The organism is Arthrobacter sp. FW306-1B-G06A (assembly GCF_058781765.1).
In genome coordinates, this window is sequence record NZ_JBYSXB010000007.1 from 86,214 (window position 1) to 110,131 (window position 23,918).

Below are 23,918 nucleotides of genomic sequence, written 5' to 3' on the forward strand. Positions count from 1 at the left end.
GAAAGTCCGCAGCCAGCGTCCTTGGGTGCTTAGACAAGCTTTCATCTCGCGTGGGAAATCTGGCAAACTCTTTTGCCGTTATGGCAAACTATGGGTATGGCAAATGAGCTTGATGATGTTCTCGGGGCTGTCGGGCCCCGGCTTAGGGCACTCCGCACGGAACGGGATCTCACCCTCGGAGAGGTGTCCTCTGCATCCGGAGTGTCGGTAAGCACCCTGTCCCGCCTGGAATCCGGCCAACGCAGGCCAAACCTCGAAATTCTGCTGCCCTTGGCAAGGTTGTACGGCGTTCCTCTTGATGATCTGGTCGGCGCCCCGCCCACCGGGGATCCGAGAATTCATCTGCGGCCGATCACCCATGGCGGCATGACGGCCGTTCCTCTCACGCGCCGGCCGGGCGGTTTGCAGGCCTTCAAGATGGTTCTTGCCGGCGACGCCCGTGGGGCCGAGCCCGATCCGCGTGTTCATGAAGGCTACGAATGGCTTTACATCCTCAACGGACGGCTGCGTCTGGTGCTGGGCGACAAAGACTTTGAACTCCGCGCTGGCGAAGCCGCGGAATTCGACACCCGCACACCCCATTGGTTCGCCAGCGCCGACGGAAAATCCGTCGAATTCATCAGCTTGTTCGGGCAGCAGGGCGAGCGGATGCATGTACGCGCCCGCCCCAAGCCGTCATAGCGACCAAGCAACGGCCCTTCTGAACGCCTAAGGTCGGTGGCTGGTATCCGGGCCGGTTTGGGGGTGTCTGGTGGACACTGCCACCGGCCGCCGCGGCTGCGTAGCGTGGTGGATGTGGACAGAAAAGACGAAATCCGTGAATTCCTGATCTCGCGTCGAGCGAAGATCAGCCCGGAAGAGGCCGGCATCCCCACCTACAGGGAACTGCGCCGGGTGCCGGGACTGCGCCGTGAGGAAGTGGCGCATCTGGCGGGGGTGAGCACGGACTATTACACCCGCCTGGAACGCGGCAGCGTCCGCGGCGTCTCGAACGCCGTGTTCGAGGCCGTGGCATCTGCCCTTCAGTTGGACGAGGCCGAGCGGGCACACCTGATGGACCTGGCAAGGACGGCCAACGCATCGTCGCCGCGGGCGGCACGCCGGCCACCGCAGCAGAGAGTCCGCCCCGGAGTGCTGCGTCTACTGGACGGGATGACCGGAGCGGTCGCGATCGTCCAGAACGGCCGCTCGGACGTGCTGGCCGCGAACCTTCTGGGCCGGGCGCTGTACGGGCCCGTGTTCAGCTCCGCGGCGCAGTTCAACCCGGCAGGACAGTCCAACCCAGCCGCACAGTCCAATCCCGCCGGACGGTCGGGACCGGACACTTCGGCCCGCTTGCCGAACCAGGCGCGCTATCTCTTCCTCGATCCGGGCGCGGGTGACTTCTACCCTGACTGGCGCGCGGTCGCGGCGACCACAGTCGCGATGTTGCGCCTGGAATCGGGGCGGAACCCCGATGACCGGGCGCTGAACGAGCTGGTCGGGGAGCTGACGACGCGCAGCGGGCTGTTCGCGGCCCTGTGGGCCGGGCACGACGTGCGGATCCACACCGCGGGCACCAAGCGTTTCCACCACCCGCTCGCCGGGGACATGTCCCTGCAGTTCGAGACGCTGGACCTTCCCGGCGACGAGGGTCAGACCCTGTTCACCTTCACCGCGGAGCCTGGCTCCGCGTCCGAGAACGCGCTGGCGTTCCTCGCCAGCTGGGCGGCGTCGCCTCCTGAAACCACCACCGGCGGCCCCGCCGGTGGATCCACCACTCCTGGCCAGCGCTCCCCCGCGCGGCCGGGAACACCCACCCCAGGAAAGACAGAACCATGAGTCAGCAGAATGACCAGACAGGACAGAAGGAAGACATGACCGGGAAAAAAGTCTGGTTCATCACCGGAGCCGGCCGCGGCATGGGCACCGACATCGCGAAAGCGGCCCTCGCCGCCGGCCACGCGGTCGTCGCCACCGGCCGCAACCCCGAAAAAGTCGCCCACGCCATCGGCGAAAACGAAGCCCTGCTGGCCGTGAAGCTGGACGTCACCGACCCCGCCGCCGCGGAAGCGGCCATCCAGGCCGCCGTCGACCGCTTCGGCCGGATCGACGTGCTCGTCAACAACGCCGGCAACTTCTACGCCGGGTTCTTCGAAGAAATCACCCCCGAAGACTTCCGGGCACAGATCGAAACCACCATGTTCGGGCCCATGAACGTCACCCGAGCGGCACTGCCGGTCCTGCGCGCCCAACGCTCGGGCCTGGTCATCACGATCTCCTCAACCGCCGGCATCGCCGGCGGGGAATTCCTGACCGCCTACGCCGCGTCCAAGTTCGGTATCGAAGGCTGGGCCGAGTCCCTCGCCCCCGAAATCGCACCGTTCGGGATCCGCACCATGCTCGTCGAGCCCGGATTCTTCCGCACCGAACTGCTCACCCCCGAATCCACACGCTACGCCGAATCCACCATCGGCGACTACGCCCAACGCACCGAACAAACCGTCACCTCATGGAAGAGCATGAACGGCCTGCAGGGCGGAGACCCCGCCAAACTCGCCGACGCCCTCATCCGACTCGCCGAACTGGAGCAGCCACCACTGCGCTTCGCCGCCGGAGCCGACGCGGTCGGACTATTCGACTCCCGCGCCAAGGAACTCCAGGACCAAGCCAACGCCCACCGCGAACTCTCCAGCAACCTCGCCCATGACGCCTAACATCATCAACTGGCATGAGTCTTACGTCGGCGTTGAACTTTAGACCCGCCGCGTCCTGCAACGCGATGAGTCCCGCGGCCGGGTTGGCCGCGGGACTCATTCCGTGGAGTTCGTGGGTGGCTCCTCAGGCTGTGCGCACTTGCCCGGTGGTGATAGGCGAAGGCCGGAAGCCCTTGACCGCCATCCAGATGCCCAGCGACAACTCCCAAACGAAGATCGGCAAGGTTGCGAGTCCCGACCACACCGAGATCCCTTGGTTGATACCGAACATCGTTGAGATCGTCGACGAAAGCAGCAGCGGGCCGCCGATCAGTCCAAGGAGGGGAATGATGCGCGGAACGAGCCCCGAACGGTACATCAAGTACCCAAGCAGCAGCCCGCTCACGCCCGGAACCAGGCTCGGTCCGAGAATGAACGTCCAGTCACGCACCGCCACGAGCGCTTGGCCCACGGGAACCAAGGCAGGGTCCGCTCCCCCGTTCTGGCGCAAAGTGACCACAGCCAGGAGACTGACGACGCCGATCACGATGACCGCGGCTTCAAACATCCGGGCGGTGACGAAGCCCAGCGCGATGCCCTCGTTCTGCCGTTTGACGACGGGAAACAGTGCGACGGCGGTGCCCACCGCGGAAACCGCGTTGACGAGATCGAGGAAGCAGCCAAAGATGACGGTCGAGTCGGCACCCGGGCCCGTGATGTAGTGCGGATCGTTCAGGACGGGAGAAATCAGGAAAAGCGCCGGGATCGAGCTGACGAACGTCACGATGTACAGGATGCCTGCGACCATCGCGGTCTTCCGCAGGGGGTCCATTCGGCCACGATCAGTTGTCGGGGTTTGGGTGGTGGTTTTCATGGTGTGGTCCTTCTTGGGGATGAAGATGCTGGCGTTCGACGCCGGCTGGCTGGTTTGCGTGGTTCCGGTTTGGGTGATTGCCAGGAGCGGTAGCGCCAAGTCGCGGAGCTTTTGCAGCAGACCGTGGAGCGCGGCTTGGTCTACGGTCCGGGTGCGGATGACGGCGGTCCCGTCGTGTTCGTTGGTGACGCTCAGTCCTTCGAACCATGCGGCCCAGCGGGAATCAAGATGGCCTTTGACGCGGATTTCATACTCGGCCGGAGTGTCTTCCCGGCCTACCGATCTCGCGTTCATCGCCCCTCCTTCTGCCTTTGTGGAGTTCAACCGCCTCTGCGGATGACTTCTTTGATGCTTCGAAGGTAGAAGGAGATGTGGTGAGCGGGGATCACCACACCTGGTGATTGATGTGGTGATCTTTTCGCGGCAGGAGCTCCAGCTCCTCGGCCCGCCGGACGGCCGCGCGGCGGCTGTTCGCGCCGAGCTTGGCGTAGATGTTCTTAGTGTGTGTCCGGAGGGTGTTCAGGGAAATGAGCAACTCGCGCGCGATCTCCGGGCCGCCCAGCTCCGAGGAAAGAAGCCGAAGCACGTGCAGCTCACGATCACTCAGGGGCTCGATTAAGCGTTGCCGTGCCGGGGTGCTGCGCGTTTCGGTCCCGAACAACTCCAGGAGCCGGCCTACGTAGTCTGAGGCCCTTCCCCGCTTCACGAGCGCATTCAACAAGGTCGCCATCGCCTCACCCCCGTCGACGAACACTGAAACGTAGCCCTCTGGTTCTGCGAGCGCTACCGCGCGTCGCAGCGCCGCCAGCGCCCCGCCGTCGTCCGCTTCTTTCTGGTAGGCAAGTGCCAAAAGCGCCAGAAGCTCGACGACGGTCCCCGTCCTGCCGCCCTCTTCCGCGGCCCGAAGGAGGCGGTCAATCATGGCGACGACGTGTCCGGCAGGGTCCTCCGACGGCTCCGCCCTGTCCTGGGCGAGGAGTGCCCTGGCCAAGGTGATGTGCTCGAACTCGTGCAAGTAGGAGAGCTCATCTTCGGCGGAAATGCCATGCTCGCGCGCCCAGCGGAAAGCGTCGGACGTCCTTCCGTGCGAGATCCACATCCGCGCCCGCACGGCCGGGACCGGACGTACCGCGGGAAAGAAGTCGCCGACGTACAGGCGCTCTGCCTCGTCGAGTTGTTCAAGCGCGCCGTCCACGTCCCCTTCCGCTTGGAGGACCCGAGCCATCGCGACCCGCGAGCGATATGGGTTTTGGGGCAACGCGGCGTCCTCGCCGAGCCTCTGGTTGGCCAGGAGGTGCTCCCTTGCGGCGTCAAGTTCGCCGCGTTCAAGAAGGAGCATGCTCATTCCTATGTGCATGTCGGCCGTTCCCCGGAGCGTTTGCGCCGGGTGCCTTCCCGCGAGCTCAAGACCCCGCTGATAGATGGCCATTGCGTCGCGGAGCCGGCCTTGGGTAATCCGGATGTCGGCCAAAGCGATGGAGCAACCGAGCATGTCCGAGTGGTGCCCGGCCCTTTCAAGGTTGGAATAGGAATCGGACCAGAGGCGGTGCGCTACCTCCAGTTCGCCATTCGTCCAGTGACCGATCGCCAAGAGCCCGGATGCTGCTCCGCGCTCAAGATGATCGTCCTTCCCGACAAGGCCGAGCGCGGTAGCCGCGTGCGTCATTGCCCCGGTGGTGTCCCCGCTTGCAAGCGCCTGCGCGGCACGGTAGATCGCGATCGAACTGGTGAGGTTGCCGCCGTCGCGGCCTTCCGCCGTCGTACCTACCCAATGCTCTGCCTCCTCGAGGCGGGCGTCGACACCGGTGAGCTCGCCGCTCGCGAGGAGCGCCCCCGCGTAGGCGACGCCCAGCCCGGGCCGCGCGTGTATGAGTTCGCCGGGGAGCGCTTCGAGCCAACGGCTCAGCGTGGCTTCCTGGCGGTCCTTGCGCAGGGCAGGGATCGCGAGCTCTATCAGGTCCGCGGCCCGCTCGAAGTCCTGGGCGGCCAGTGCGTGGCGGATAGCTTCCGGAATGTCGCCGTTTTGTTCGTGCCAGAGGCTCGCGCGCTCGTGCAGTTCGTGAATGCGGCCTGGCTGCTCGTCCATGAGACGCGCCCGCAGCACGTCGGCGAAGAGGTGGTGATAGCGGTACCACCAGCGTCGGTCGTCGAGCGGAACCACGAACAGGTTCCCCCGATCGAGCGCCTCGAGCATTGCTTTTCCGGTGTTTTGGCCGGTCACAGCGTCGCAGAGTTGACCGTTGAGCCGGTTCAGGATGGAGGTTTGCAGCAAGAAATTCCGGACGTCGTCGGGCTGGCGCTGGAGTACCTCTTCCGCGAGGTAATCGACGACGTACCGGTCATCACCTGCGAAACCCGCGATGAAGCCGGCAACGTCGCCCCTTCCCTGCATCGAGAGCGCCGCCAATTGGAGCGCGGCGATCCAGCCCTCCGCCCGCCCTTCGAGGGCGGCGATATCCTGCGCGGTGAGACCCAGTCCCATCACGGCGTTGAAGTAGGTGCCAGCTTCCTCCAGGGTGAAGCGGAGATCGGCGGCACGGATCTCGAGGAGCCTGCCGCGTGCCCTGAGTCGCGGGAGCGGCAAGGCTGGATCGGCACGGCTCGCGATGACCAGTTGCAGCTGCGCGGGCAGGTTCTCTACGAGAAAGGCCAGAGCCTCCTGCACGCCCTGATTGTCGATGACATGGTAATCGTCGAGCACCAACGTAAACCTGTCCTGACCACCCTGTAACTCGTTGATCAGGGTGGTCAGGAAGTCTTCAGTGCTCGATTGCGTGGACCGGAGTGCAGCGAGTGCTCTGGCGCCGATTCCGGTAGACGCCTTGTCCAGGGCAGCCACAAGGTAGGTCCAGAAGAGCACGGGATCGTTGTCCCGTTGGTCGAGTGAGAGCCAGGCGTGCGATCGGCCAGTGTGGGGCGAATCTGCCAGCCACTCGGCCAGCACCGTTGTTTTCCCGAAGCCGGCGGGAGCTGAAATGAGGACCAGCGTTTGCTCATCGGCCTGGCCCAGACGGCTGATCAGCCTGGGGCGGGCCACGAGGGCGCTCCGTGGCCCGGGAACGTGAAGTTTGGTCTCGAGCAATGGACCTGCCATCACGGACCTCCCTCGAGAGCCGGTCACTTTGCCTCGGCCCGGTGATCCCAGTGTAGTGCCGGTGAGTTTGCGCCTACCAGGTGTCGGGTGCCGCACCAAACGGCACAACGTCCGGCCTGTCGACCGTGCTGTCGACGTCAATGACCCGATGCTCCCGGCTCGCGCGTGTGATGGCCTCCATAACCTCGAGGATGTGGAACGCTACCCGCCCGGAGGCGCGATGTGGGCGGTTTGTCTCGATCGCCCTGGCCATGTCTGCGAGACCATAACCTCGCCCGGCATCCTCATAGCCAGCAGAGGTTGGCGCCTCGCGCCGTTCCGGTTCTTCCCGGGTCATTAATTCGACGGGGTCTGAGAATCGGTTCGGGTCGGGGACGGCGATGGTGCCATCGGTGCCGTAGATCTCGAAGAGCGGAGTCCGGGTGGCCCAGACTTCGAAGCTGACCGTGATTGTGGTGATCACCCCGTTCGCATGTTCGAGGATCGCGCTGACATGGGTGTCGATCTCGACGGGAATCGGCGTGCCGGCCAGCGGTCCGGTCTCGACGGTTCGCGCACGGTTGGACCGAGTGGCCACTCCCGATACGCGGACAACCGGTCCGAAGAACATGACGAGGCTGGTCAGGTAGTAGGGACCCATATCGAATAGCGGGCCGCCTCCGGGTTCGTAGTAGAACAGTGGTGACGGGTGCCAGCGTTCGTGTCCGGGTGCGGACCAGTGAACCTGCGCCGCGACCGGTGTGCCGATGGCACCTTCGTTGAGCAACTGCAGGGCCGTTTGGACGCCGGTGCCGAGGACGGTATCGGGCGCGCTCCCGACTCGTAGCCCCAAAGAGTCGGCGAGCTCCAGCATGGGGAGGGCGTCTTCCGGGGACAACGCAAGGGGCTTCTCGGCAAAGACGTGCTTGCCGGCCTGTCGGCCATGGACCTGCACGTCGAGCCTCGGTTAATCGGTGCTGCTGATTGGAACCGCGACGAGGCACGCGATTTCGCCGTCGACATCCTGGGCCGGGAGGACAGGCCGACCGCCATCTTCGCGGCATCGGACATGATGGCCCTCGGCGTCTACGACGCGGTGCGCTACCTCGGCCTCGACATCCCCGGGGACGTCAGCGTGGTCGGATTCGATGACGTGCCCGAAGCGACTTGGGCGACACCGCAACTGACGACGGTCAGGCAGCCCATTCAGGAAATGGGAGCCACCGCCTTTCGCATGCTCCTGCGCTTGACGAATCAGCGAGAAGGCATCGACCCAAACACGGACGGGCCAAGGATTGAGCTCGCGACCCGGCTCATCACACGGGGTTCGACCAGTTCGCCCGCGTAACTTCATCTGATTGTCGTCCTGAAGGACGCTGAGCTGCGGCTCGATTCCGCCGCGCGGTGGACGTACGGCGGACTCGACCCCAGCCAGCCTCTAGTTGATCGGTGCGGGTGGTTGTTCGCCGCTGAGCACGGCGAGGGCGTTGTCGGCGGCGAGCATCGCCATTGCGGTGCGCGTCTCCACGGTCGCGGAGCCGAGGTGCGGCACGAGCACCACGTTCTCCAGGTCCAGCAATTCGGGATGGACCTGGGGCTCACGCTCGAAGACGTCCAGCCCGGCACCGGCGATGACGCCCTCGCGGAGCGCGGACGCGAGGGCCGCTTCGTTGACGATCGGTCCGCGCGCGGTGTTGACGAGGAACGCCGAGCTCTTCATCGCCGCGAGTTGTTCGGCGCCGATCAGATGATGCGTGGCGGGCCCGTACGGGCAGTGCAGCGAGACGACGTCGGACACCGTCAGCAACTCGTCGAGGTCGACCCGCCGTGCGCCAAGCTCGGCGGCGATCACCGGATCGAGCTCGCTGCGCGACTGGTAGACGATTTCCATGCCGAAGGCCTTGGCCCGGCGCGCGGTCGCCTGCCCGATGCCGCCCATGCCGACGACGCCGAGGGTCTTGCCCTGCAGGCTGGACCCGAGCAGGAAGAACATCCCCCACTTCCAGGCCTGGCCGGAGCGGATAAGCCTCTCCCCCTCACCCAGCCGGCGGGTCGCCATGAGGACGAGGCCCATGGCGATGTCGGCGGTTGCCTCCGTGAGCACCCCTGGCGTGTTGGTGGCCACGATGCCCCGTTCCGTACAGGCGGGGACGTCGATGTTGTCATACCCCACGGCCACGTTCGCGACGACCTTGAGCTGCGGGCCGGCGGCGTCGAGCAGCTCGGCGTCGATGCGTTCGGTGAGCAGGCTCACCACGGCGTCTGCCCCGGCCACCCGGTGCAGGAGCTCCTCGCGGCCGATCGACTCCGAACCCGTCCATGCATCGACGTCGTGCTCGGCGCGAAGCTTCTCGATTGCGGTTTCGGGTATGCGTCCCGTGACGACTACCCGGCTCATGCCGTCTCGATCCACTCGCGCAGGAGGCCCAGGCCTTCGCTGATATCCGGCACCTCGATGCCTGAGTAGGCGAGTCGTATGTACTGCCGCTGCTCACCGGGCAGGCGGCGGCCGAAGTGCTCACGCGTGCAGAAGGAGACGCCGGTCTTGTACAGGGCATCGGTGGCAAAGTCTCCGACGGCCGTGTATCCCATGCGCTCCATAGCCTCGGTGACATCGGGGAACAGGTAGAACGTCGATTGCGGCACGGCGACGCGCACGCCGGGGATGGAGTTCACGAGCTCGCAGGCAGTGTCCCGACGCTTCTGCAGGATGTCAAGCATCTGCTGCACGGATTCCTGGGGGCCGCGGAGCGCTTGGACGCCGGCCCACTGCACGTAGTGCGTCGTGCACGACTCATCGTTGGTGTTGAGCGTGCTGAGCACCTTGGCGATCTCGAGCGGTGCAACGGCGCAGCCGAGGCGTGAGCCGGTCATCGCGAACTTTTTGCTGAATGTGTACAGGATGACGGTGCGCTCGGCCATGCCCGGAAGAGATGCGATCGAGCTGGAGACGCCCTCGTAGCGGGTCTCGAAGTACGCCTCGTCGGAGAGCACCCACAGGTCGTGCTCCTGGGCGAGCTGTGCGATGGCCTCCCGCTCGGCCGCCGTCGACTCCGCCGAGATGGGGTTCTGCAGGTCGTTGTAGATGATGGCGACCGTGTTTGGAGTGATTGACGCGCGGATCTGGTCGAGGTCGATCGCGAAGCCCGTGCTCGTGGGCAGGTAGCGGTAGGGCACGGCCGTGCCGCCAAGGTACTCGATCTGCGATTCGTAGATCGGGAAGCCGGGGTTCGGGTAGAGCACTTCCTGGCCGGGGTTCATGACCGCCTGCAGGAACTTCGTGATGACGGGTTTGCCGCCCGTCATCACGACGACGTTGTCCGGGGAAAAGTCGATGCCACGGCGCGAGCCAATGTCCTCGGCCAGGGCTTCGCGCAGCTGCGGGATGCCGGGGCCGGGGCAGTAGCCCGTGTAGCCGTCCGCGATGGCCCGGTTCATTGCTTCCACGATGTTCCCGGCCGTGGGGATGTTGATGTCACCAAGATGGAAGGGGAACACACGGTTCCCCTCCGCCTTCCAGGCGGCCGCGGCCTGGGCGACGCTGAAGGCGGTTTCGGTGCCCAGACGTTCGAGCCGGTGCGCGAGTTGCTGCATACTGTTCACTCCTCGTTGAGTTGGCGATCAATTCTCCGGCGAATTCAGATCAAGTTCAGGACTAATATATCAAACCATGAATTAAGATATACGAACGGTCCCAAGGGGACCAATGGTTCTTGTTTACGAGGTAAATCGTCTCTGGCGTACGGTCCACGACGGGCGTAGCGTCGGTTACATCCACACGGGAGCAGCAAAGGTCCACCCGCGCCCCGGGCGGGTCAGGAGTGCATTCGTAAGAAGGAGCCGGCAGTGGCTGGATGGAATGCCGACACGGCGGCTGGACCCCTTGGGTCAGGCACAGTGACTTTGGTTGAAGGATCGTCCTTCTGCATTTCATCGGCCAATGGAGACATCCATCCCGAACTCCCACACGGGGTCTTTCACCTGGATACCCGCATCCTTTCCCGCTGGAACCTAACCATCAACGGCCAGCCCCTCGAACCCTTGGCTGCCGAGACGAAGGAACCGTACCGGGCCCTCTTCGCTGGCCGCCTGCAACTCTCGGATGGGTATGCGGACAGTCCATTGATCGTGGAACGGCTGCGTGAGGTGGGGGCAGGGATCCGGGAACGGATCACCATCCGCAACTACTCGACGAAGCCCGTTGAATGCCAGATTGTGCTGGCCGTCGAAGCGGACTTCGCCGACTTGTTCGAAGTGAAAGAGGCACGAATCCAGCGTCGCTGGGCGGAAACACGCGGTCACGACGGCGACGCCCTGGAAATCCAGGCCAAATGGCACGACATCCGGAAGGGCGTCGTCGTCAAGGCGGATGGGGCCAAAGCCACACCTGAAGGGCTGATATTTGAGATAGTCGTTCCGCCCTATGGGCAGTGGAGTACTCGATTGAATGTTGTGCCCACGGACAACGGCGCACGCCCCGAGGCCCCATTTGTCCATCCGGCGCCTGGCGAAATGTCTCCGAGTGACCGGCGCCGTCAAGAGTGGGTGGCGAAGATTCCGGCATTGCAGATGGGCAACCGTTCCATCCAGCGGACTCTGCGGCGAAGCTACGACGACTTGGGAGCGCTGAGAATCGAGGACCCTGGCCATCCTGAACGGGTGGTCGTCGCCGCCGGAGCGCCCTGGTTCATGACCCTGTTCGGTCGCGATTCGCTCTGGGCTTCGGAAATGTCGCTTCCAGTGGATCCTTCCCTCGCATTGGGCACTCTGAAGACCCTGGCTGACCGCCAGGGCACCGTCGTGGACGCGATGAGCGAAGAGGAGCCCGGCAAGATCCTCCACGAGGTGAGGCTCGATGTTTCCACCGGACTGGCGCTGGGCGGCAAATCCGCCTACTACGGAAGCGTCGACGCAACCCCACTGTTCGTGGTGGTCCTGGGGTCCGTCAGCCGCTGGGGTTTTGACAGAGAGACCATCGACGCCCTTCTGCCCAACGCTGACCGCGCCTTGGAGTGGATCCGCGAATACGGGGACCGGGATGGGGACGGTTTTGTCGAGTATAAGCGCCTCAACGATCATGGGTTGGTCAATCAGGGATGGAAGGACTCCTGGGACGGCATCAACTTCGCCGATGGAACCCTGGCGGAACCGCCGATCGCCCTTTGCGAGGTCCAGGCTTACGTCCACGGCGCATACGTGGCGCGCTCCTGGATGGCGTACGACGCCGGCGACCTCGCCTTGGCAGCCGAACTTCGGGACCGGGCCGCGACGCTGAAGCGGCGGTTCAACGAACAGTTCTGGCTGCCGGACAAGGGGTACTACGCCGTCGCGCTGGACCGCGATAAGCGGCCGGTGGATGCCTGCGCTTCCAATATGGGCCACTGCCTCTGGTTCGGCCTTGTGGATGAGGACAAGGCGCCACAAATGGTGGAGCATCTGATGTCCCCGGAGATGTTCAGCGGATGGGGAATACGGACCCTCGCCAGCGACATGCGGGCGTATAACCCTGCCAGCTATCACAACGGATCGGTCTGGCCCCACGACAACGCGCTTATTGTGGCAGGGCTGCTCCGGTATGGGTTTGTCGAAGAGGCACAGCGGATAGCCACTGCACTGCTGGAGGCGGCCGAATACTCGGGCGGGCGGCTGCCCGAGCTGTTCTGCGGCTTCGGCCGCGACCAGTTCGCCGAACCGGTACCCTATCCCACGGCTTGTTCCCCACAGGCCTGGGCCGCCACCACACCGATCCTGCTGGTGACCAGCCTGATGCGCTACGACGCACACATTTCCCAAGGGGGGCTTTGGTTGGACCCTGTGCTGCCGGATTCCTACGGCGAACTTCACATCACGAACGCCCCTATGGGCTCCGGCCGGATCACCATCGACATATCCGGTTCAGCAGCCTCCGTTCAGGGCGTACCGGAAGGCCTGGTACTGCACCGCGGGCAACGGCCGTGGATCAGCGATCTCGTGGAGCAAGCCAAACTGCATCCGGACAAATAGCGTTCCCACCACGATCACTCCAGCTTGGACATCGGAGGAGGGCGGTCTTCCTACGCAGCAAACAGCGCTGAACGGACCGCCTTTTCGAAGCCGTCGACGTGAAGTCGCGCCAGTTCCGCAGCCCTGGCCTCGTCGCCGTCGATCACGGCGCCAAGAAGGTCGAGGTGTTCATGCACGTGGCGGGAAAGATCCGGCAGGCGATCGAGCACCATGCACCAGATCCGTGTCGCCAGGTTGTCGTAGCGGATCAGCACATCTTCGAGGTGGGGATTTGCCGCTGCCGCATAGATCCCCTGATGCACACGGGCATCAAGGCGCAGTGTCTCCACCACGGAGGCGCCGTCGACCTCGAATGACTCGACTGCACGCATCACGGAGCGCAAGTTCTCCCTGGCTGCCGGTGTTGCAACCCGAGCCGCCCGCGCGGCCGCCAGTGGTTCGAGCTGGGCGCGAATCTCCGAAATGAACGCCAGATCGGTCACCTCTACGCGCGTGGCGAAAGTTCCCCTGCGTGGATAGCTGATGACCAGACGGTCCAACTCGAGGCGCTTCAACGCTTCCCTCACAGGAGTGCGCCCGATGCCAAGGTCCCTCGCCAGCACGTCGTCGTTCACCAAGTCACCCGGCTTGATGTCCAGCGTCAGGAGCCTGTCGCGTATCCGCTCGTAGGCCACTTCCGCCAGGGATCTCGGACCGGCGGCATCCACCGCTGCCAGCGCTTCAAATACCACGGTACCGACCTTTCGCGTCCAGCCAAGCGGACTATTGACCTCACTCGAACTCCAGTATACGCTATATCCCAATCTAATATATCAGTTATCGAATCGAAAATATATCTTAAGGAGGAGACATGACGCTCGTGGAGACCACTCCAATAAAAAGCACACTTCCGCAGGCGAGTGCCTCTGAAGGCGACCGTTCGCGGAGGTTCGTGCTCACATTGTCGTGCATTGAACGCGCCGGCATCGTCCAGGCGGTCACGACGTTCCTGTTCGAACGGGGATTCAACATCGAAGAGCACCAGCAGTTCGACGACGGACTCCGCCAGACGCTGCACCTGCGCACGGCGTTTTCCGGATCCCCGGAGTACTCACCGGACGCGCTCGAGGAAGAGTTCCGGGCGATCGCCGACCGTTTTGACATGAAGTTCGGATTCCATGACGAGACTAAGCAGCGCGTCCTGGTCATGGTGTCAAAGTTCGGGCACTGCCTGAACGACCTTATTTTCCGCTGGCGTGGGGGCAGCCTGGGCGGGGACCTGGTGCTGGTAGTTTCCAATCACGAAACTCACCGGGCCATGGCCGAGGCTGCCGGGCTTCCATTCGTGCACATTCCGGTGACGCCGGACACCAAGGCGGATGCGGAGCGGCGCCTTCTCGAACTGGTTGACGAATACAACATCGATTTGGTGGTTCTCGCCCGCTATATGCAGGTTCTGTCCGACGAGCTGAGCCGCGCCCTGGAGGGCAGGGCGATCAACATCCACCACTCGTTCCTGCCAGGCTTCAAGGGTGCGCGTCCTTACCACCAGGCGTACGACCGCGGCGTCAAGCTGGTGGGTGCCACGGCACACTATGTCACCGCGGATCTTGATGAGGGACCAATCATCGAACAGGAAGTCATTCGCGTAGACCACAGCTATGGGCCGACTGCCCTTTCCACGGTCGGGCAGGACGCCGAAGCACTCGCGCTCTCCCGGGCCGTGCGGTGGCATTGCGAACACCGCGTGCTGTTGAACCAAACCAGCACCGTCGTCTTCCGCTAGCCGACGCCCGACAACAAGCAGCAGCAGTAGCCCAACCACGAGAAATAGCAGGAGAAACCACATGGCATCGACGCCACGCATAGTCATCATCGGAGCTGGGATCGTCGGCACCAACCTGGCAGATGAACTGGTCGCCCGCGGCTGGAACAGCATCACTGTCCTGGACCAGGGACCGTTGAACATGCCCGGGGGCTCCACGTCCCACGCCCCGGGGCTGGTCTTCCAGACCAACGCCTCCAAGACCATGGCAACTTTCGCCAAGTACACGGTCGAAAAGCTCCTGTCGCTGACCGAGGACGGCGTCAGTTGCTTCAACCAGGTAGGCGGCCTGGAAGTTGCAACCACGGAGACCCGGCTCGCCGACCTCAAACGCAAGCTCGGCTACGCCGCATCCTGGGGAATCGAAGGCAAGATCCTTTCCCGCGACGAGTGCAAGGAGCTCTACCCGCTCATCAACGAGGAAGACATCCTTGGAGGCCTCCATGTACCTAGCGACGGGCTGGCCCGCGCCGCCCGCGCCGTCCAATTGCTGATCAAGCGCACTGAGGCAGCCGGGGTGGAGTACCGTGGCTCCACGACCGTGACCGGGATCGAGCAATCCGGGCGCCGGGTCACCGGAGTCCGTACCTCCGACGGTGTCATCCCTGCGGACATCGTTGTCTCCTGCGCAGGATTCTGGGGCGCCAAGATTGGCGAAATGATCGGCATGTCCGTTCCCCTCCTGCCCTTGGCCCACCAATACGTCACGACAACTCCCGTACCGGCACAGCAGGGCCGGAACGAACTACCCAACGGCGCTTCCTTGCCCATCCTGCGCCACCAGGACCAGGACCTCTACTACCGCGAGCACGGCGACCGCTATGGCATTGGCTCCTACGCCCACCGCCCCATGCCGGTGGACGTCGAGGAACTCGGCAGCTACGCGCCGGACAGCATCAGCGAACACAACATGCCTTCCCGCCTTGACTTCACCCTCGAGGACTTCCTCCCGGCCTGGGAGGCGACCAAGCAGTTGCTTCCGGCGCTGGCGGAAAGCGACATCGAAGATGGCTTCAATGGCATCTTCTCCTTCACCCCCGACGGCGGCCCGCTGGTGGGCGAATCAAAGGAGCTCGATGGTTTCTTCGTCGCCGAAGCCGTGTGGGTCACCCACTCGGCCGGCGTTGCCCGCGCTGTTGCCGAACTGCTGACCACGGGCAAGTCCCGGATCGACCTGGGCGAATGCGACATCCACCGCTTCGAAGACGTCCAGCTCACCCCCGAATACGTCAGCGAAACGTCCCAGCAGAACTTCGTGGAAATCTACGACGTCCTGCACCCGCTCCAGCCCAAGCTCTCCCCCCGCAACCTCCGCGTCAGCCCGTTCCACGCCCGCCACAAGCAACTGGGAGGATTCTTCCTCGAATCCGGCGGCTGGGAACGCCCCTACTGGTTCGAGGCCAACGCCGAACTGCTGAAGGAAATGCCAGCCGAGTGGCAGCCCCCGGCCCGCGATGCCTGGTCCGGAATGTTCAGCTCGCCCATCGCCGCCGCCGAAGCGTGGAAGACCCGCACCGCGGTGGCCATGTACGACATGACACCGCTCAAGCGCCTCGAGGTCTCCGGCCCCGGAGCACTCAAGCTGCTCCAAGAGCTCACCACCGCGGACCTGGACAAAAAGCCAGGTGCAGTGACCTACACCCTCCTGCTGGACCACGCAGGCGGTATCCGAAGCGACATCACGGTGGCCCGCCTGAGCGAAGACAGGTTCCAGCTCGGGGCCAACGGAAACATCGACACCGCCTACTTTGACCGGGCCGCGCGCCACCAGACCGAAAGCGGCTCCGCCAGCGACTGGGTCCAGGTACGTGACACGACGGGCGGCACTTGCTGCATCGGTCTCTGGGGCCCCCTCGCCCGGGACCTCATCAGCACCGTCAGCAGCGACGATTTCTCCAACGACGGTCTCCGTTACTTCCGGGCCAAGAATGTCGTCATCGGCGGAGTCAACGTCACCGCCATGCGCCTTTCATACGTCGGCGAGCTCGGCTGGGAGCTTTACACCAGCGCGGACAACGGCCAGCGCCTCTGGGACGCACTGTGGAAGGCAGGGCAGCCCTTCGGTGTCATCGCGGCGGGCCGGGCCGCCTTCAGCTCGCTCCGGCTTGAAAAGGGCTACCGCTCATGGGGCACCGACATGACCACTGAGCACGACCCCCTCGAAGCAGGCCTCGGATTCGCCGTGAAGATGGCCAAGGACAGCTTCGTCGGCAAAGCCGCTCTGGAAGGGCGAACCGAGGAAAACTCCGCCCGCCGCTTGCGCTGCCTGACGGTCGACGACGGACGCAGCATCGTCCTGGGCAAGGAACCGGTCTTCTATAAGGACCAGGCGGTCGGTTACATCACCAGCGCCGCCTATGGTTACACCGTTGCCAAGCCGATCGCCTACGCGTACCTCCCGTCCGCCGTCTCCTTGGGTGACTCCGTCGAGATCGAGTACTTCGGACGGCGCATCCAGGCAACGGTCACGGCCGATCCGCTGTACGACCCCACGATGACCAGGCTCCGAGGCTAAGACCGGCCCGGCATCCAAAGGCACGCGGCCCGGACTCATCCTCGCAACCAGAGTCCGGGCCGCCGTCTTTCCGACTCTTCTGCCGCCCCTGCCTAGGAAGACACACAACAGGAAGACCCATGATCAGTTCAGAAACAATCAACAATTACCTCACCAGGCTTGCTTCACGTGAGCCGACCCCCGGCGGAGGCGCGGCCGCTGCGCTTCACGCCGCCCAAGGTGCCGCCCTCGTTGCAATGGTCGCCAGGTACACCACGGGCGCCAAATACGAGCAACACGCCGCATTGGTCTCAAGGATCATCGCGGCCGCGGACGAACTTGTAGACGAAGCCCTGCGACTTGCGGAAGCCGACGAACTAGCCTTCCAAGGGGTCATCGATTCCTACAAGCTGCCCTCAGGGACGGAGGCCTCCAACGAAGCGCGGTCGGCCGCCATCCAAGCTGCCCTCATTCACGCAGCGCAGACCCCGGCACAACTGGTCAAGGTCTCAGGAGCCGTCGTCGAACTGGCCACGGAACTGTTCGACGTCGCAAATGCCAACGTGATCAGCGACGTCGCAGCCGCCGCGGATGCCGCCCGCGCAGCTGCCAGCACGGCACGGGTGAACATTGACATCAATATTGTGGCCATCAAGGACGGCGTTACCCGGACCGGGCTTGCCCAGCAGACCGACGGGATCGAAGAGAAGGTCGTCCTGGCGGCAGACGCGCTCGTGAAGCGCGTACGCGAAAGGATCCTCGGTTGAGCGCCACCCTGCTTTCGGGCAAGCCGCTGGCAGCAGTCATCCAGCAGAGAGTCCGGGATGAGGCAATGAAGCTCGAAAACGAAGGAGCGCGCCCGGTCCTCGCGGTGGTGGTGGCAACCGACGACGAGTCCACGCATTGGTACGTCCGCTCCATTGGACGTGCAGCCGACCGCGCGGGCATCGGCTGCCGGATTGTCGACCTTGGCCCTGGCGCCACAGAGCACGTCCTGGCCAGCGTCCTGAAAGACCTCAGCGCGGATCCGTCCGTCAACGGAATCATCCTTCAGACGCCCCTGCCCGCCGGGGTCGGGACGGATGCCCTGGTCAGCCACATCGCACCAGAGAAAGACATCGACGGCGCGAACCCGCTCAGCCTCGGCCGGCTGGCCGTGGGGCAACCCGCCTTCGCACCTGCTACCGCCCGGGCCGTCGTCGAGATCCTCGACCACTACGACATCCCGGTGGCGGGCCGGAACGTCGTCGTCATCGGCCGTTCCGCCGTCGTCGGCAAACCGCTTTCGCTGCTCCTCCTGGAACGCGACGCCGCCATCACCGTCTGCCATTCCAAGTCGGGTCCGCTCGAGAGATACACGGAGACTGCCGACGTCGTTGTTGTCGCAGCCGGGCGGACCGGCCTGCTCACGGGCGCCCATGTTTCCTCCCGGTCGATAGTGATCGACGTCGGGACGAACGTCCTTGCCGACGGATCCCTCGTCGGGGACGTGGACGAAGCCAGCGTGCTTGGCGTCGCGGCAGCACTGACGCCCGTTCCCGGCGGCGTCGGAACGGTGACCACCGCACTGTTGCTTCTGCACACCGCCGAGGCCGCCCGTGAACAGTCGCGCTCTTTGATCCCTGGACCTGTCGGCTGACACAAAGGGCAAAACCATGCCCGGCCGCCGAAGGGAACGGCGCCGGGCATCCGGGACGCTCAGTCTTGCTAGAGGACCGCCCGGATCAGGTTCTCGAAGTCGGTAACGTGCTTGGCGGTCAGGTCTGCAGCCGCTTCTGCCTCGCCATCCGCAATGTATTCAAGCAGCTCCACGTGCTGGGCAATGTGTTCGGAAACCGGCGGGAGCTTCTCCAGTACGAGACTCCAGATACGGGTCGCCAGGTTGTCACAGCGAATCAGGACATCCTCCAGATGCCGGCTGCCAGTCGCCCGGTAGATGCTGCGGTGCACTCGCATGTCCAAGCGCATGAGGTCCCGCTGTGCCAGGTGGCCGGCCAAGAGCTGCCGAACCTCCCGGGCAAGCTCCCTTAGCTCCTGCCGCGTCCGGTCCGATGCCATTCGAGCGGCACGTGCAGATGCCGCAGGCTCCAAAAGCTGACGAATCTCGGAGATTTCGGCAAGGTCCGTAATATCCACGCCCGCGGCAAAGGTTCCCCTGCGTGGATAGGCCACCACCAGGTGGTCGCTTTCCAGCCTCTTCATGGCTTCCCGGATAGGCGTTCTTCCCACACCAAGCCGACGCGAGATCAGGTCATCATTCAAGGGCTCCCCGGGCTTGATATCAAGGACGATCAGCTCATCACACAGCACCCGGTACGCATACTCGGCATAGGACTCGTCATCCTGCCTCGCAGGCACTTCCGACTCCCCCATGACCGATAACTTGCCGCTGCTCTCCACGTCTGATCCTTCCTGTTCGGTGACGGCGCCCTTGACTCACCGGCCCCGTGAACATAGTATCCCTACAACTGATATATCAATATGCGCTGGATAAGAATGTCACGGACTTCCTCCTCCTCACCGCCAGACCTCTCTATCCGGCCAAGTTCTGAAGGAAAAGCCCATGGCCTCAAAAGCCCCCCGTGAAAATATCGACGAGTCAAAGCTGACTGTCACCAAACCCAAGTCGAAGGCCGTGGGCCTCCCGGCCGTCACCAATGCGCTGAAGATCTCCCTCGAGCAGATGGGCCCACTGCGCAGCGTCCAAACATTGCTGGCGGTCAACCAAGTAGACGGGTTCGACTGCATGGGCTGCGCCTGGCCGGAGCACGACAAGCGGCATACGGCCGAGTTCTGTGAGAACGGCGCGAAGGCCGTCGCGGAAGAAGCCACACGCCGCCGGGTCACACCGGAGTTCTTCGCCTCGCATTCCATAGCTGAACTGAAGACACGGGACGACTACTGGCTGGGACAGCAGGGGCGTCTGACGCATCCGATGCTCCTGGACGAGGGCGCGACGCACTACAGGCCCGTGGATTGGGACGATGCCTTGGAGCTCATCGCACAGGAGATCAGGGACATGGACAACCCGGACCAGGCGGTGTTTTACACCTCCGGCCGCACGTCAAACGAGGCGGCTTTCGCCTACCAGCTCCTCGTGCGCGGTGTCGGGACCAACAACCTTCCGGACTGTTCCAACATGTGCCACGAATCCTCCGGTTCGGCCCTCGTCGAGACCATCGGCATCGGCAAGGGCTCCGTGAGCCTCAAAGACGTGGAAACAGCGTCGCTGATCTTCGTTGCCGGCCAAAATCCAGGCACGAACCACCCGCGCATGCTCAGCTCGCTGGAGAAGGCCAAGAAAAACGGTGCGGTTATCGTGTCCGTGAATCCACTTCCCGAAGCCGGACTGCTCAAATTCGAAAACCCGCAGAACGTGGTTGGCATGATGGTTGGCACCGAGCTGACCGACGACTTCCTGCAGATCAGGGCCGGAGGCGATCAGGCGCTCTTCCAGGGACTGGGCAAATACCTGCTGGAGGCCGAAAGTGCCGGAAGGACCAGCCCGGGCCTGCGCACGGTGTTCGACCATGACTTCATCAGCAAACACACCGTCGGCCTCGATGCCTATGTGAAGCAACTGGAAGACGTGGCATGGGAGGACATCCTCGAAGCGACCGGGCTGACGATGGAACAGATCGAGGCCACCGGTGAGCGGCTCCTGGCTTCGAAAGCAACCATTGTCTGCTGGGCCATGGGCCTCACACAGCACAAGCATTCCGTGCCTACGCTCCGCGACGTCGTCAATGTCCTCCTTCTTCAGGGCAACATCGGCAAGCCCGGGGCCGGAGTCTGCCCCGTCCGCGGGCATTCCAATGTCCAGGGCGACCGCACCATGGGCATTTTCGAGCAAATGCCGGAGAAGTTCCACGACAGGCTGGACCAAGAGTTCCAATTCCTCTCCCCCCGGGCCCACGGCTACGATACCGTCGCAGCCATCAGGGCGATGCGGGACGGCAAGGTCCGGGTTTTCATCGGGATGGGCGGCAACTTTGTGCGGGCGGCCCCCGACTCTGAGACCACGGAGCAATCGCTGGCCAGCACTCGCCTTACGGTCCAGATCTCCACTAAATTGAACCATTCCCACCTGGCAACGGGGCGGCGCGCCCTGATCCTTCCCACGCTCGGACGCACCGAGAGGGACACGCAGCGGACAGGTGATCAAAGGGTAACGGTGGAGGATTCCATGAGTGCCGTCCACGCGTCCCGTGGACGCCTCAAGCCCGCAAGTGAGCACTTGATGTCCGAAGTGGCGATCGTCTGCAACCTGGCCCACCGGCTCTTCACGGACAGCGACGGCCACCCCCTGCCGAACACCCCGAAGGCCGCCTGGCTCGCGCTCAGGGACGACTATTCACTGATCAGGAAACACATCGAAGCGGTACTCGACGGCTTCGAAAATTTTGAGGAGAAGGTCCAGAACCCGGGAGGCTTCGTTCTCCCCCACCGGCCCCGGGATGCCCGGGAATTCGACACCGCTTCCGGCAAGGCCCACTTTACGGCGAACCACTTGGAGTACCTCCGCGTCCCGGAGGGCCGCCTCATCCTCCAGACGCTGCGCTCCCACGACCAGTACAACACCACCATCTACGGCAAGGACGACCGCTACCGCGGCATTCACGGCGGCCGCCGGGTGGTCCTCGTGAACGAATCCGATGTGTCCGAACTTGGTTTCGAGGACGGCGACATGGTTCACCTGGTATCCGAATTCCGGGGTACCGAGCGACGGGCGGAGAATTTCCGCATCGTTTCCTATTCGACGCCAAAGGGCTGCGCAGCCGCCTACTACCCGGAGACCAACGTCCTCGTACCGCTGGACTCGGTAGCCGACATCAGCGGAACCCCGACGTCAAAGTCAGTCATTGTCCGCCTCGAGCCGGCAGGCGCAGGCAGCCATGGGTGACAGCCGGGGCGCGGTTGCGGTGTCCTCCCCAGGGGTTGACCGTCCGCGGGTGGAACGGGCCGTCCGGGAATTCCTCCTGGCCGTAGGCGAAGACCCGGACAGGCCCGGCCTGGTTGAGACCCCCGCGCGCGTCGCCCGCGCAGCGGCGGAAATGTACGGCGGCCTCCACGAAGACCCCCTCGCCGTGCTGGACAAGACGTTTGACCTTGGCCATGAAGAACTCGTCATCGTCAAGGACATACCCTTTTACTCGACCTGCGAGCATCACCTGGTCCCGTTCCACGGCGTAGCCCACGTCGGATACATCCCCTCCCCGGATGGATTCGTCACGGGGCTGAGCAAGCTCGCCCGACTGGTGGACACCTTCGCTCGAAGGCCCCAAGTTCAGGAGCGGCTCACGACGCAGGTGGTTGATGCCCTGGTCACTTCGCTTCGACCCCTCGGTGCGATCGTCGTCGTCGAGTGTGAACACCTGTGCATGTCCATGCGGGGCGTCAGAAAACCAGGGTCAAAGACTATCACCTCCGCGGTGCGGGGCGAGCTCCGACTGCCGGCCGCCCGCGCAGAAGCACTGAGCCTCATACTCGGCCGCTGAAAAACCTCTGGACATGACCCGCCCGCCTCACGTAACATATTTCTGATATATCTTTAATCTAAGATCGACATATCAGCGTGGTTGCCTCTCTCATCCCCTGAACCGGTCTTGGGGAATCGCGTTTCCCGTAAGCGGTGCTTCGGTTGCCTGAATGCCTGGGGAGGTAAGCGCCGGAGCACCGCTTACGGGCAACGGGCAACCGTTGGCAACTGTTTCAGCGAACGTCCAACCACTGAATCAAAACACCATGAAATGGCCCTTAGGAGTGTCCATGTCAGGAAACAGAGCAGTCGCATACAAGGAACCTGGCGTAGTCGAGATCATTGACACCGGCTACCCGACGTTCGAGCTCAAGGACGGCCCCGGCGTCAACCCCGCCAATGTCGGCCGGAAGGTGCCCCACGGAGCGATCCTGCGCACCGTGACCACAAACATCTGCGGTTCCGACCAGCACATGGTGCGCGGCCGTACCACCGCACCGCGGGACCTGGTCCTCGGTCATGAGATCACCGGCGAAGTGGTGGAAGTTGGCCCGGATGTGGAATTCATCAAGGTCGGCGACATCGTATCGGTGCCTTTCAACATCTCCTGTGGCCGCTGCCGGAACTGCAAGGAACGCAAGACCGGCATCTGCCTGAACGTCAACCCGGACCGGCCAGGCAGCGCCTACGGCTACGTCGACATGGGCGGATGGGTCGGAGGCCAGGCCGATTATGTTCTGGTGCCTTATGCGGACTGGAACTTGCTGAGGTTCCCGGACCGGGACCAGGCCTTGGAGAAGATCATGGACTTGACCATGCTCTCGGACATTTTCCCCACCGGCTTCCACGGAGCAGTCACGGCCGGGGTCGGGGTCGGCTCTACCGTCTACATCGCAGGCGCGGGCCCGGTCGGCCTGGCGGCCGCCGCCGGCGCGCAACTGCTCGGCGCAGCGGTGGTCATTGTCGGTGACATCAACGAAGACCGCCTCGTCCAGGCCAGGTCATTCGGTTGCGAAACCGTCAATGTCTCCAAGGGTGACCCCAAGGACCAAATCGAGCAGATCCTCGGCGTGCCCGAAGTGGACTGCGGCGTGGACGCCGTCGGATTCGAAGCCCGCGGACACGGCAAGGACGCCTCGCACGAAGCGCCGGCCACGGTGCTGAATTCCCTCATGGACATCACGGCCGCCGGAGGCGCCCTGGGCATCCCTGGCCTGTACGTCACCGGCGATCCAGGTGGAATCGACGACGCCGCCCAGCATGGTTCCCTCTCACTCTCCCTCGGCACGGGATGGGCCAAATCCCTGTCCTTCACCACAGGCCAGTGCCCCGTGATGAAGTACAACCGGCAACTGATGATGGCGATCCTGCACGACAAAGTCCAGATCGCCAAAGCCGTCAACGCCAAGGCCATCGCGTTGGAGGACGCACCCCGCGGGTACGCCGAGTTCGATGCGGGAGCCGCCACGAAGTACGTGCTGAACCCCAACGGTTACGTCAAGGCCTAGGCGCCGCG

General features: G+C 63.9%; 19 protein-coding genes. 12 read left to right on the plus strand and 7 right to left on the minus strand.

What is annotated here, in order from left to right:
• Positions 1-96: 96 nt before the first annotated feature.
• The 3 genes from AC3WJM_RS05635 to AC3WJM_RS05645 all read left to right on the plus strand — a co-directional run bounded on the left by AC3WJM_RS05635 (position 97) and on the right by AC3WJM_RS05645 (position 2,696).
• Positions 97-681: a helix-turn-helix domain-containing protein gene (locus tag AC3WJM_RS05635; protein WP_306960240.1), complete on the plus strand. Its 585-nt coding sequence runs from the start codon at positions 97-99 to the stop codon at positions 679-681.
• Positions 682-795: 114 nt separating this feature from the next.
• On the plus strand, positions 796-1,821 hold the full coding sequence (locus AC3WJM_RS05640) for a helix-turn-helix transcriptional regulator (protein ID WP_492271355.1): 1,026 nt from the start codon (positions 796-798) through the stop codon (positions 1,819-1,821).
• Positions 1,818-2,696, plus strand: a complete 879-nt coding sequence (locus AC3WJM_RS05645) for an SDR family oxidoreductase (protein WP_284989165.1) — start codon at positions 1,818-1,820, stop codon at positions 2,694-2,696. The genes AC3WJM_RS05640 and AC3WJM_RS05645 overlap by 4 nt, the downstream gene beginning before the upstream one ends.
• A 124-nt stretch (positions 2,697-2,820) precedes the next feature.
• Here the strand turns inward: AC3WJM_RS05645 and AC3WJM_RS05650 are convergent, their stop codons facing one another.
• The 3 genes from AC3WJM_RS05650 to AC3WJM_RS05660 form a co-directional block, all read right to left on the minus strand.
• Entirely contained in the window at positions 2,821-3,843 is a 1,023-nt protein-coding gene (locus AC3WJM_RS05650; protein ID WP_492271356.1) for a DUF4386 domain-containing protein, read from the minus strand.
• 91 nt (positions 3,844-3,934) lie between these two features.
• Positions 3,935-6,643 (minus strand): winged helix-turn-helix domain-containing protein, encoded by a 2,709-nt coding sequence (locus tag AC3WJM_RS05655; RefSeq protein WP_492271357.1) that lies wholly within the window; start codon positions 6,641-6,643, stop codon positions 3,935-3,937.
• Between the two features lie 73 nt (positions 6,644-6,716).
• Positions 6,717-7,577, minus strand: a complete 861-nt coding sequence (locus tag AC3WJM_RS05660; protein WP_492271358.1) for a Gfo/Idh/MocA family protein — start codon at positions 7,575-7,577, stop codon at positions 6,717-6,719.
• Between AC3WJM_RS05660 and AC3WJM_RS05665 the strand changes: the two genes are divergently transcribed.
• Positions 7,566-7,970 carry a LacI family DNA-binding transcriptional regulator gene (locus AC3WJM_RS05665; RefSeq protein WP_492260012.1) on the plus strand — a complete coding sequence of 135 codons (405 nt, stop codon included), beginning with the start codon at positions 7,566-7,568 and terminating at the stop codon, positions 7,968-7,970. The two genes, AC3WJM_RS05660 and AC3WJM_RS05665, sit on opposite strands and share 12 nt — an antisense overlap.
• A 90-nt stretch (positions 7,971-8,060) precedes the next feature.
• On the opposite strand, the gene AC3WJM_RS05670 is transcribed toward AC3WJM_RS05665, so the two are convergent.
• Together AC3WJM_RS05670 and AC3WJM_RS05675 are read right to left on the minus strand one after the other, a co-directional pair.
• Entirely contained in the window at positions 8,061-9,020 is a 960-nt protein-coding gene (locus AC3WJM_RS05670; RefSeq protein ID WP_492271359.1) for a 2-hydroxyacid dehydrogenase, read from the minus strand.
• Positions 9,017-10,216, minus strand: coding sequence for a pyridoxal phosphate-dependent aminotransferase (locus AC3WJM_RS05675; RefSeq protein ID WP_492271360.1), 1,200 nt, complete (start codon positions 10,214-10,216; stop codon positions 9,017-9,019). The genes AC3WJM_RS05670 and AC3WJM_RS05675 overlap by 4 nt, the downstream gene beginning before the upstream one ends.
• A gap of 252 nt (positions 10,217-10,468) precedes the next feature.
• Between AC3WJM_RS05675 and AC3WJM_RS05680 the strand changes: the two genes are divergently transcribed.
• On the plus strand, positions 10,469-12,625 hold the full coding sequence (locus tag AC3WJM_RS05680; RefSeq protein ID WP_492271361.1) for an amylo-alpha-1,6-glucosidase: 2,157 nt from the start codon (positions 10,469-10,471) through the stop codon (positions 12,623-12,625).
• A gap of 50 nt (positions 12,626-12,675) precedes the next feature.
• Here AC3WJM_RS05680 and AC3WJM_RS05685 read toward each other — a convergent pair whose 3' ends face one another.
• A complete protein-coding gene (locus AC3WJM_RS05685; RefSeq protein WP_059388974.1) occupies positions 12,676-13,356 on the minus strand; it encodes a GntR family transcriptional regulator in 681 nt (226 codons plus the stop codon).
• A 119-nt stretch (positions 13,357-13,475) separates the two neighbouring features.
• Here AC3WJM_RS05685 and purU point away from each other — a divergent pair, with 119 nt between their 5' ends.
• The 4 genes from purU to AC3WJM_RS05705 all read left to right on the plus strand — a co-directional run bounded on the left by purU (position 13,476) and on the right by AC3WJM_RS05705 (position 18,562).
• Positions 13,476-14,390, plus strand: coding sequence for a formyltetrahydrofolate deformylase (gene purU, locus AC3WJM_RS05690; RefSeq protein WP_306960098.1), 915 nt, complete (start codon positions 13,476-13,478; stop codon positions 14,388-14,390).
• 61 nt (positions 14,391-14,451) lie between these two features.
• Complete coding sequence (locus AC3WJM_RS05695) at positions 14,452-16,944, plus strand: GcvT family protein (RefSeq protein ID WP_492271362.1); 2,493 nt, start codon at positions 14,452-14,454, stop codon at positions 16,942-16,944.
• Between the two features lie 119 nt (positions 16,945-17,063).
• Positions 17,064-17,690 carry a cyclodeaminase/cyclohydrolase family protein gene (locus AC3WJM_RS05700; RefSeq protein ID WP_476909986.1) on the plus strand — a complete coding sequence of 209 codons (627 nt, stop codon included), beginning with the start codon at positions 17,064-17,066 and terminating at the stop codon, positions 17,688-17,690.
• The gene (locus AC3WJM_RS05705) at positions 17,687-18,562 is read left to right on the plus strand and encodes a bifunctional 5,10-methylenetetrahydrofolate dehydrogenase/5,10-methenyltetrahydrofolate cyclohydrolase (protein WP_492271363.1); all 876 of its coding nucleotides are present in this window, start codon (positions 17,687-17,689) and stop codon (positions 18,560-18,562) included. Before AC3WJM_RS05700 ends, AC3WJM_RS05705 begins: the two co-directional genes overlap by 4 nt.
• A gap of 68 nt (positions 18,563-18,630) precedes the next feature.
• Here the strand turns inward: AC3WJM_RS05705 and AC3WJM_RS05710 are convergent, their stop codons facing one another.
• Complete coding sequence (locus AC3WJM_RS05710) at positions 18,631-19,296, minus strand: GntR family transcriptional regulator (protein WP_284989180.1); 666 nt, start codon at positions 19,294-19,296, stop codon at positions 18,631-18,633.
• Positions 19,297-19,486: 190 nt separating this feature from the next.
• Between AC3WJM_RS05710 and AC3WJM_RS05715 the strand changes: the two genes are divergently transcribed.
• The 3 genes from AC3WJM_RS05715 (at position 19,487) to fdhA (ending at position 23,910) form a co-directional block, all read left to right on the plus strand.
• Positions 19,487-21,826: an FdhF/YdeP family oxidoreductase gene (locus AC3WJM_RS05715; RefSeq protein ID WP_492271364.1), complete on the plus strand. Its 2,340-nt coding sequence runs from the start codon at positions 19,487-19,489 to the stop codon at positions 21,824-21,826.
• Entirely contained in the window at positions 21,819-22,421 is a 603-nt protein-coding gene (gene folE / locus AC3WJM_RS05720; RefSeq protein WP_306960244.1) for a GTP cyclohydrolase I FolE, read from the plus strand. Before AC3WJM_RS05715 ends, folE begins: the two co-directional genes overlap by 8 nt.
• 271 nt (positions 22,422-22,692) lie before the next feature.
• Positions 22,693-23,910 (plus strand): formaldehyde dehydrogenase, glutathione-independent, encoded by a 1,218-nt coding sequence (gene fdhA, locus AC3WJM_RS05725; protein ID WP_492271365.1) that lies wholly within the window; start codon positions 22,693-22,695, stop codon positions 23,908-23,910.
• Positions 23,911-23,918: the final 8 nt, after the last annotated feature.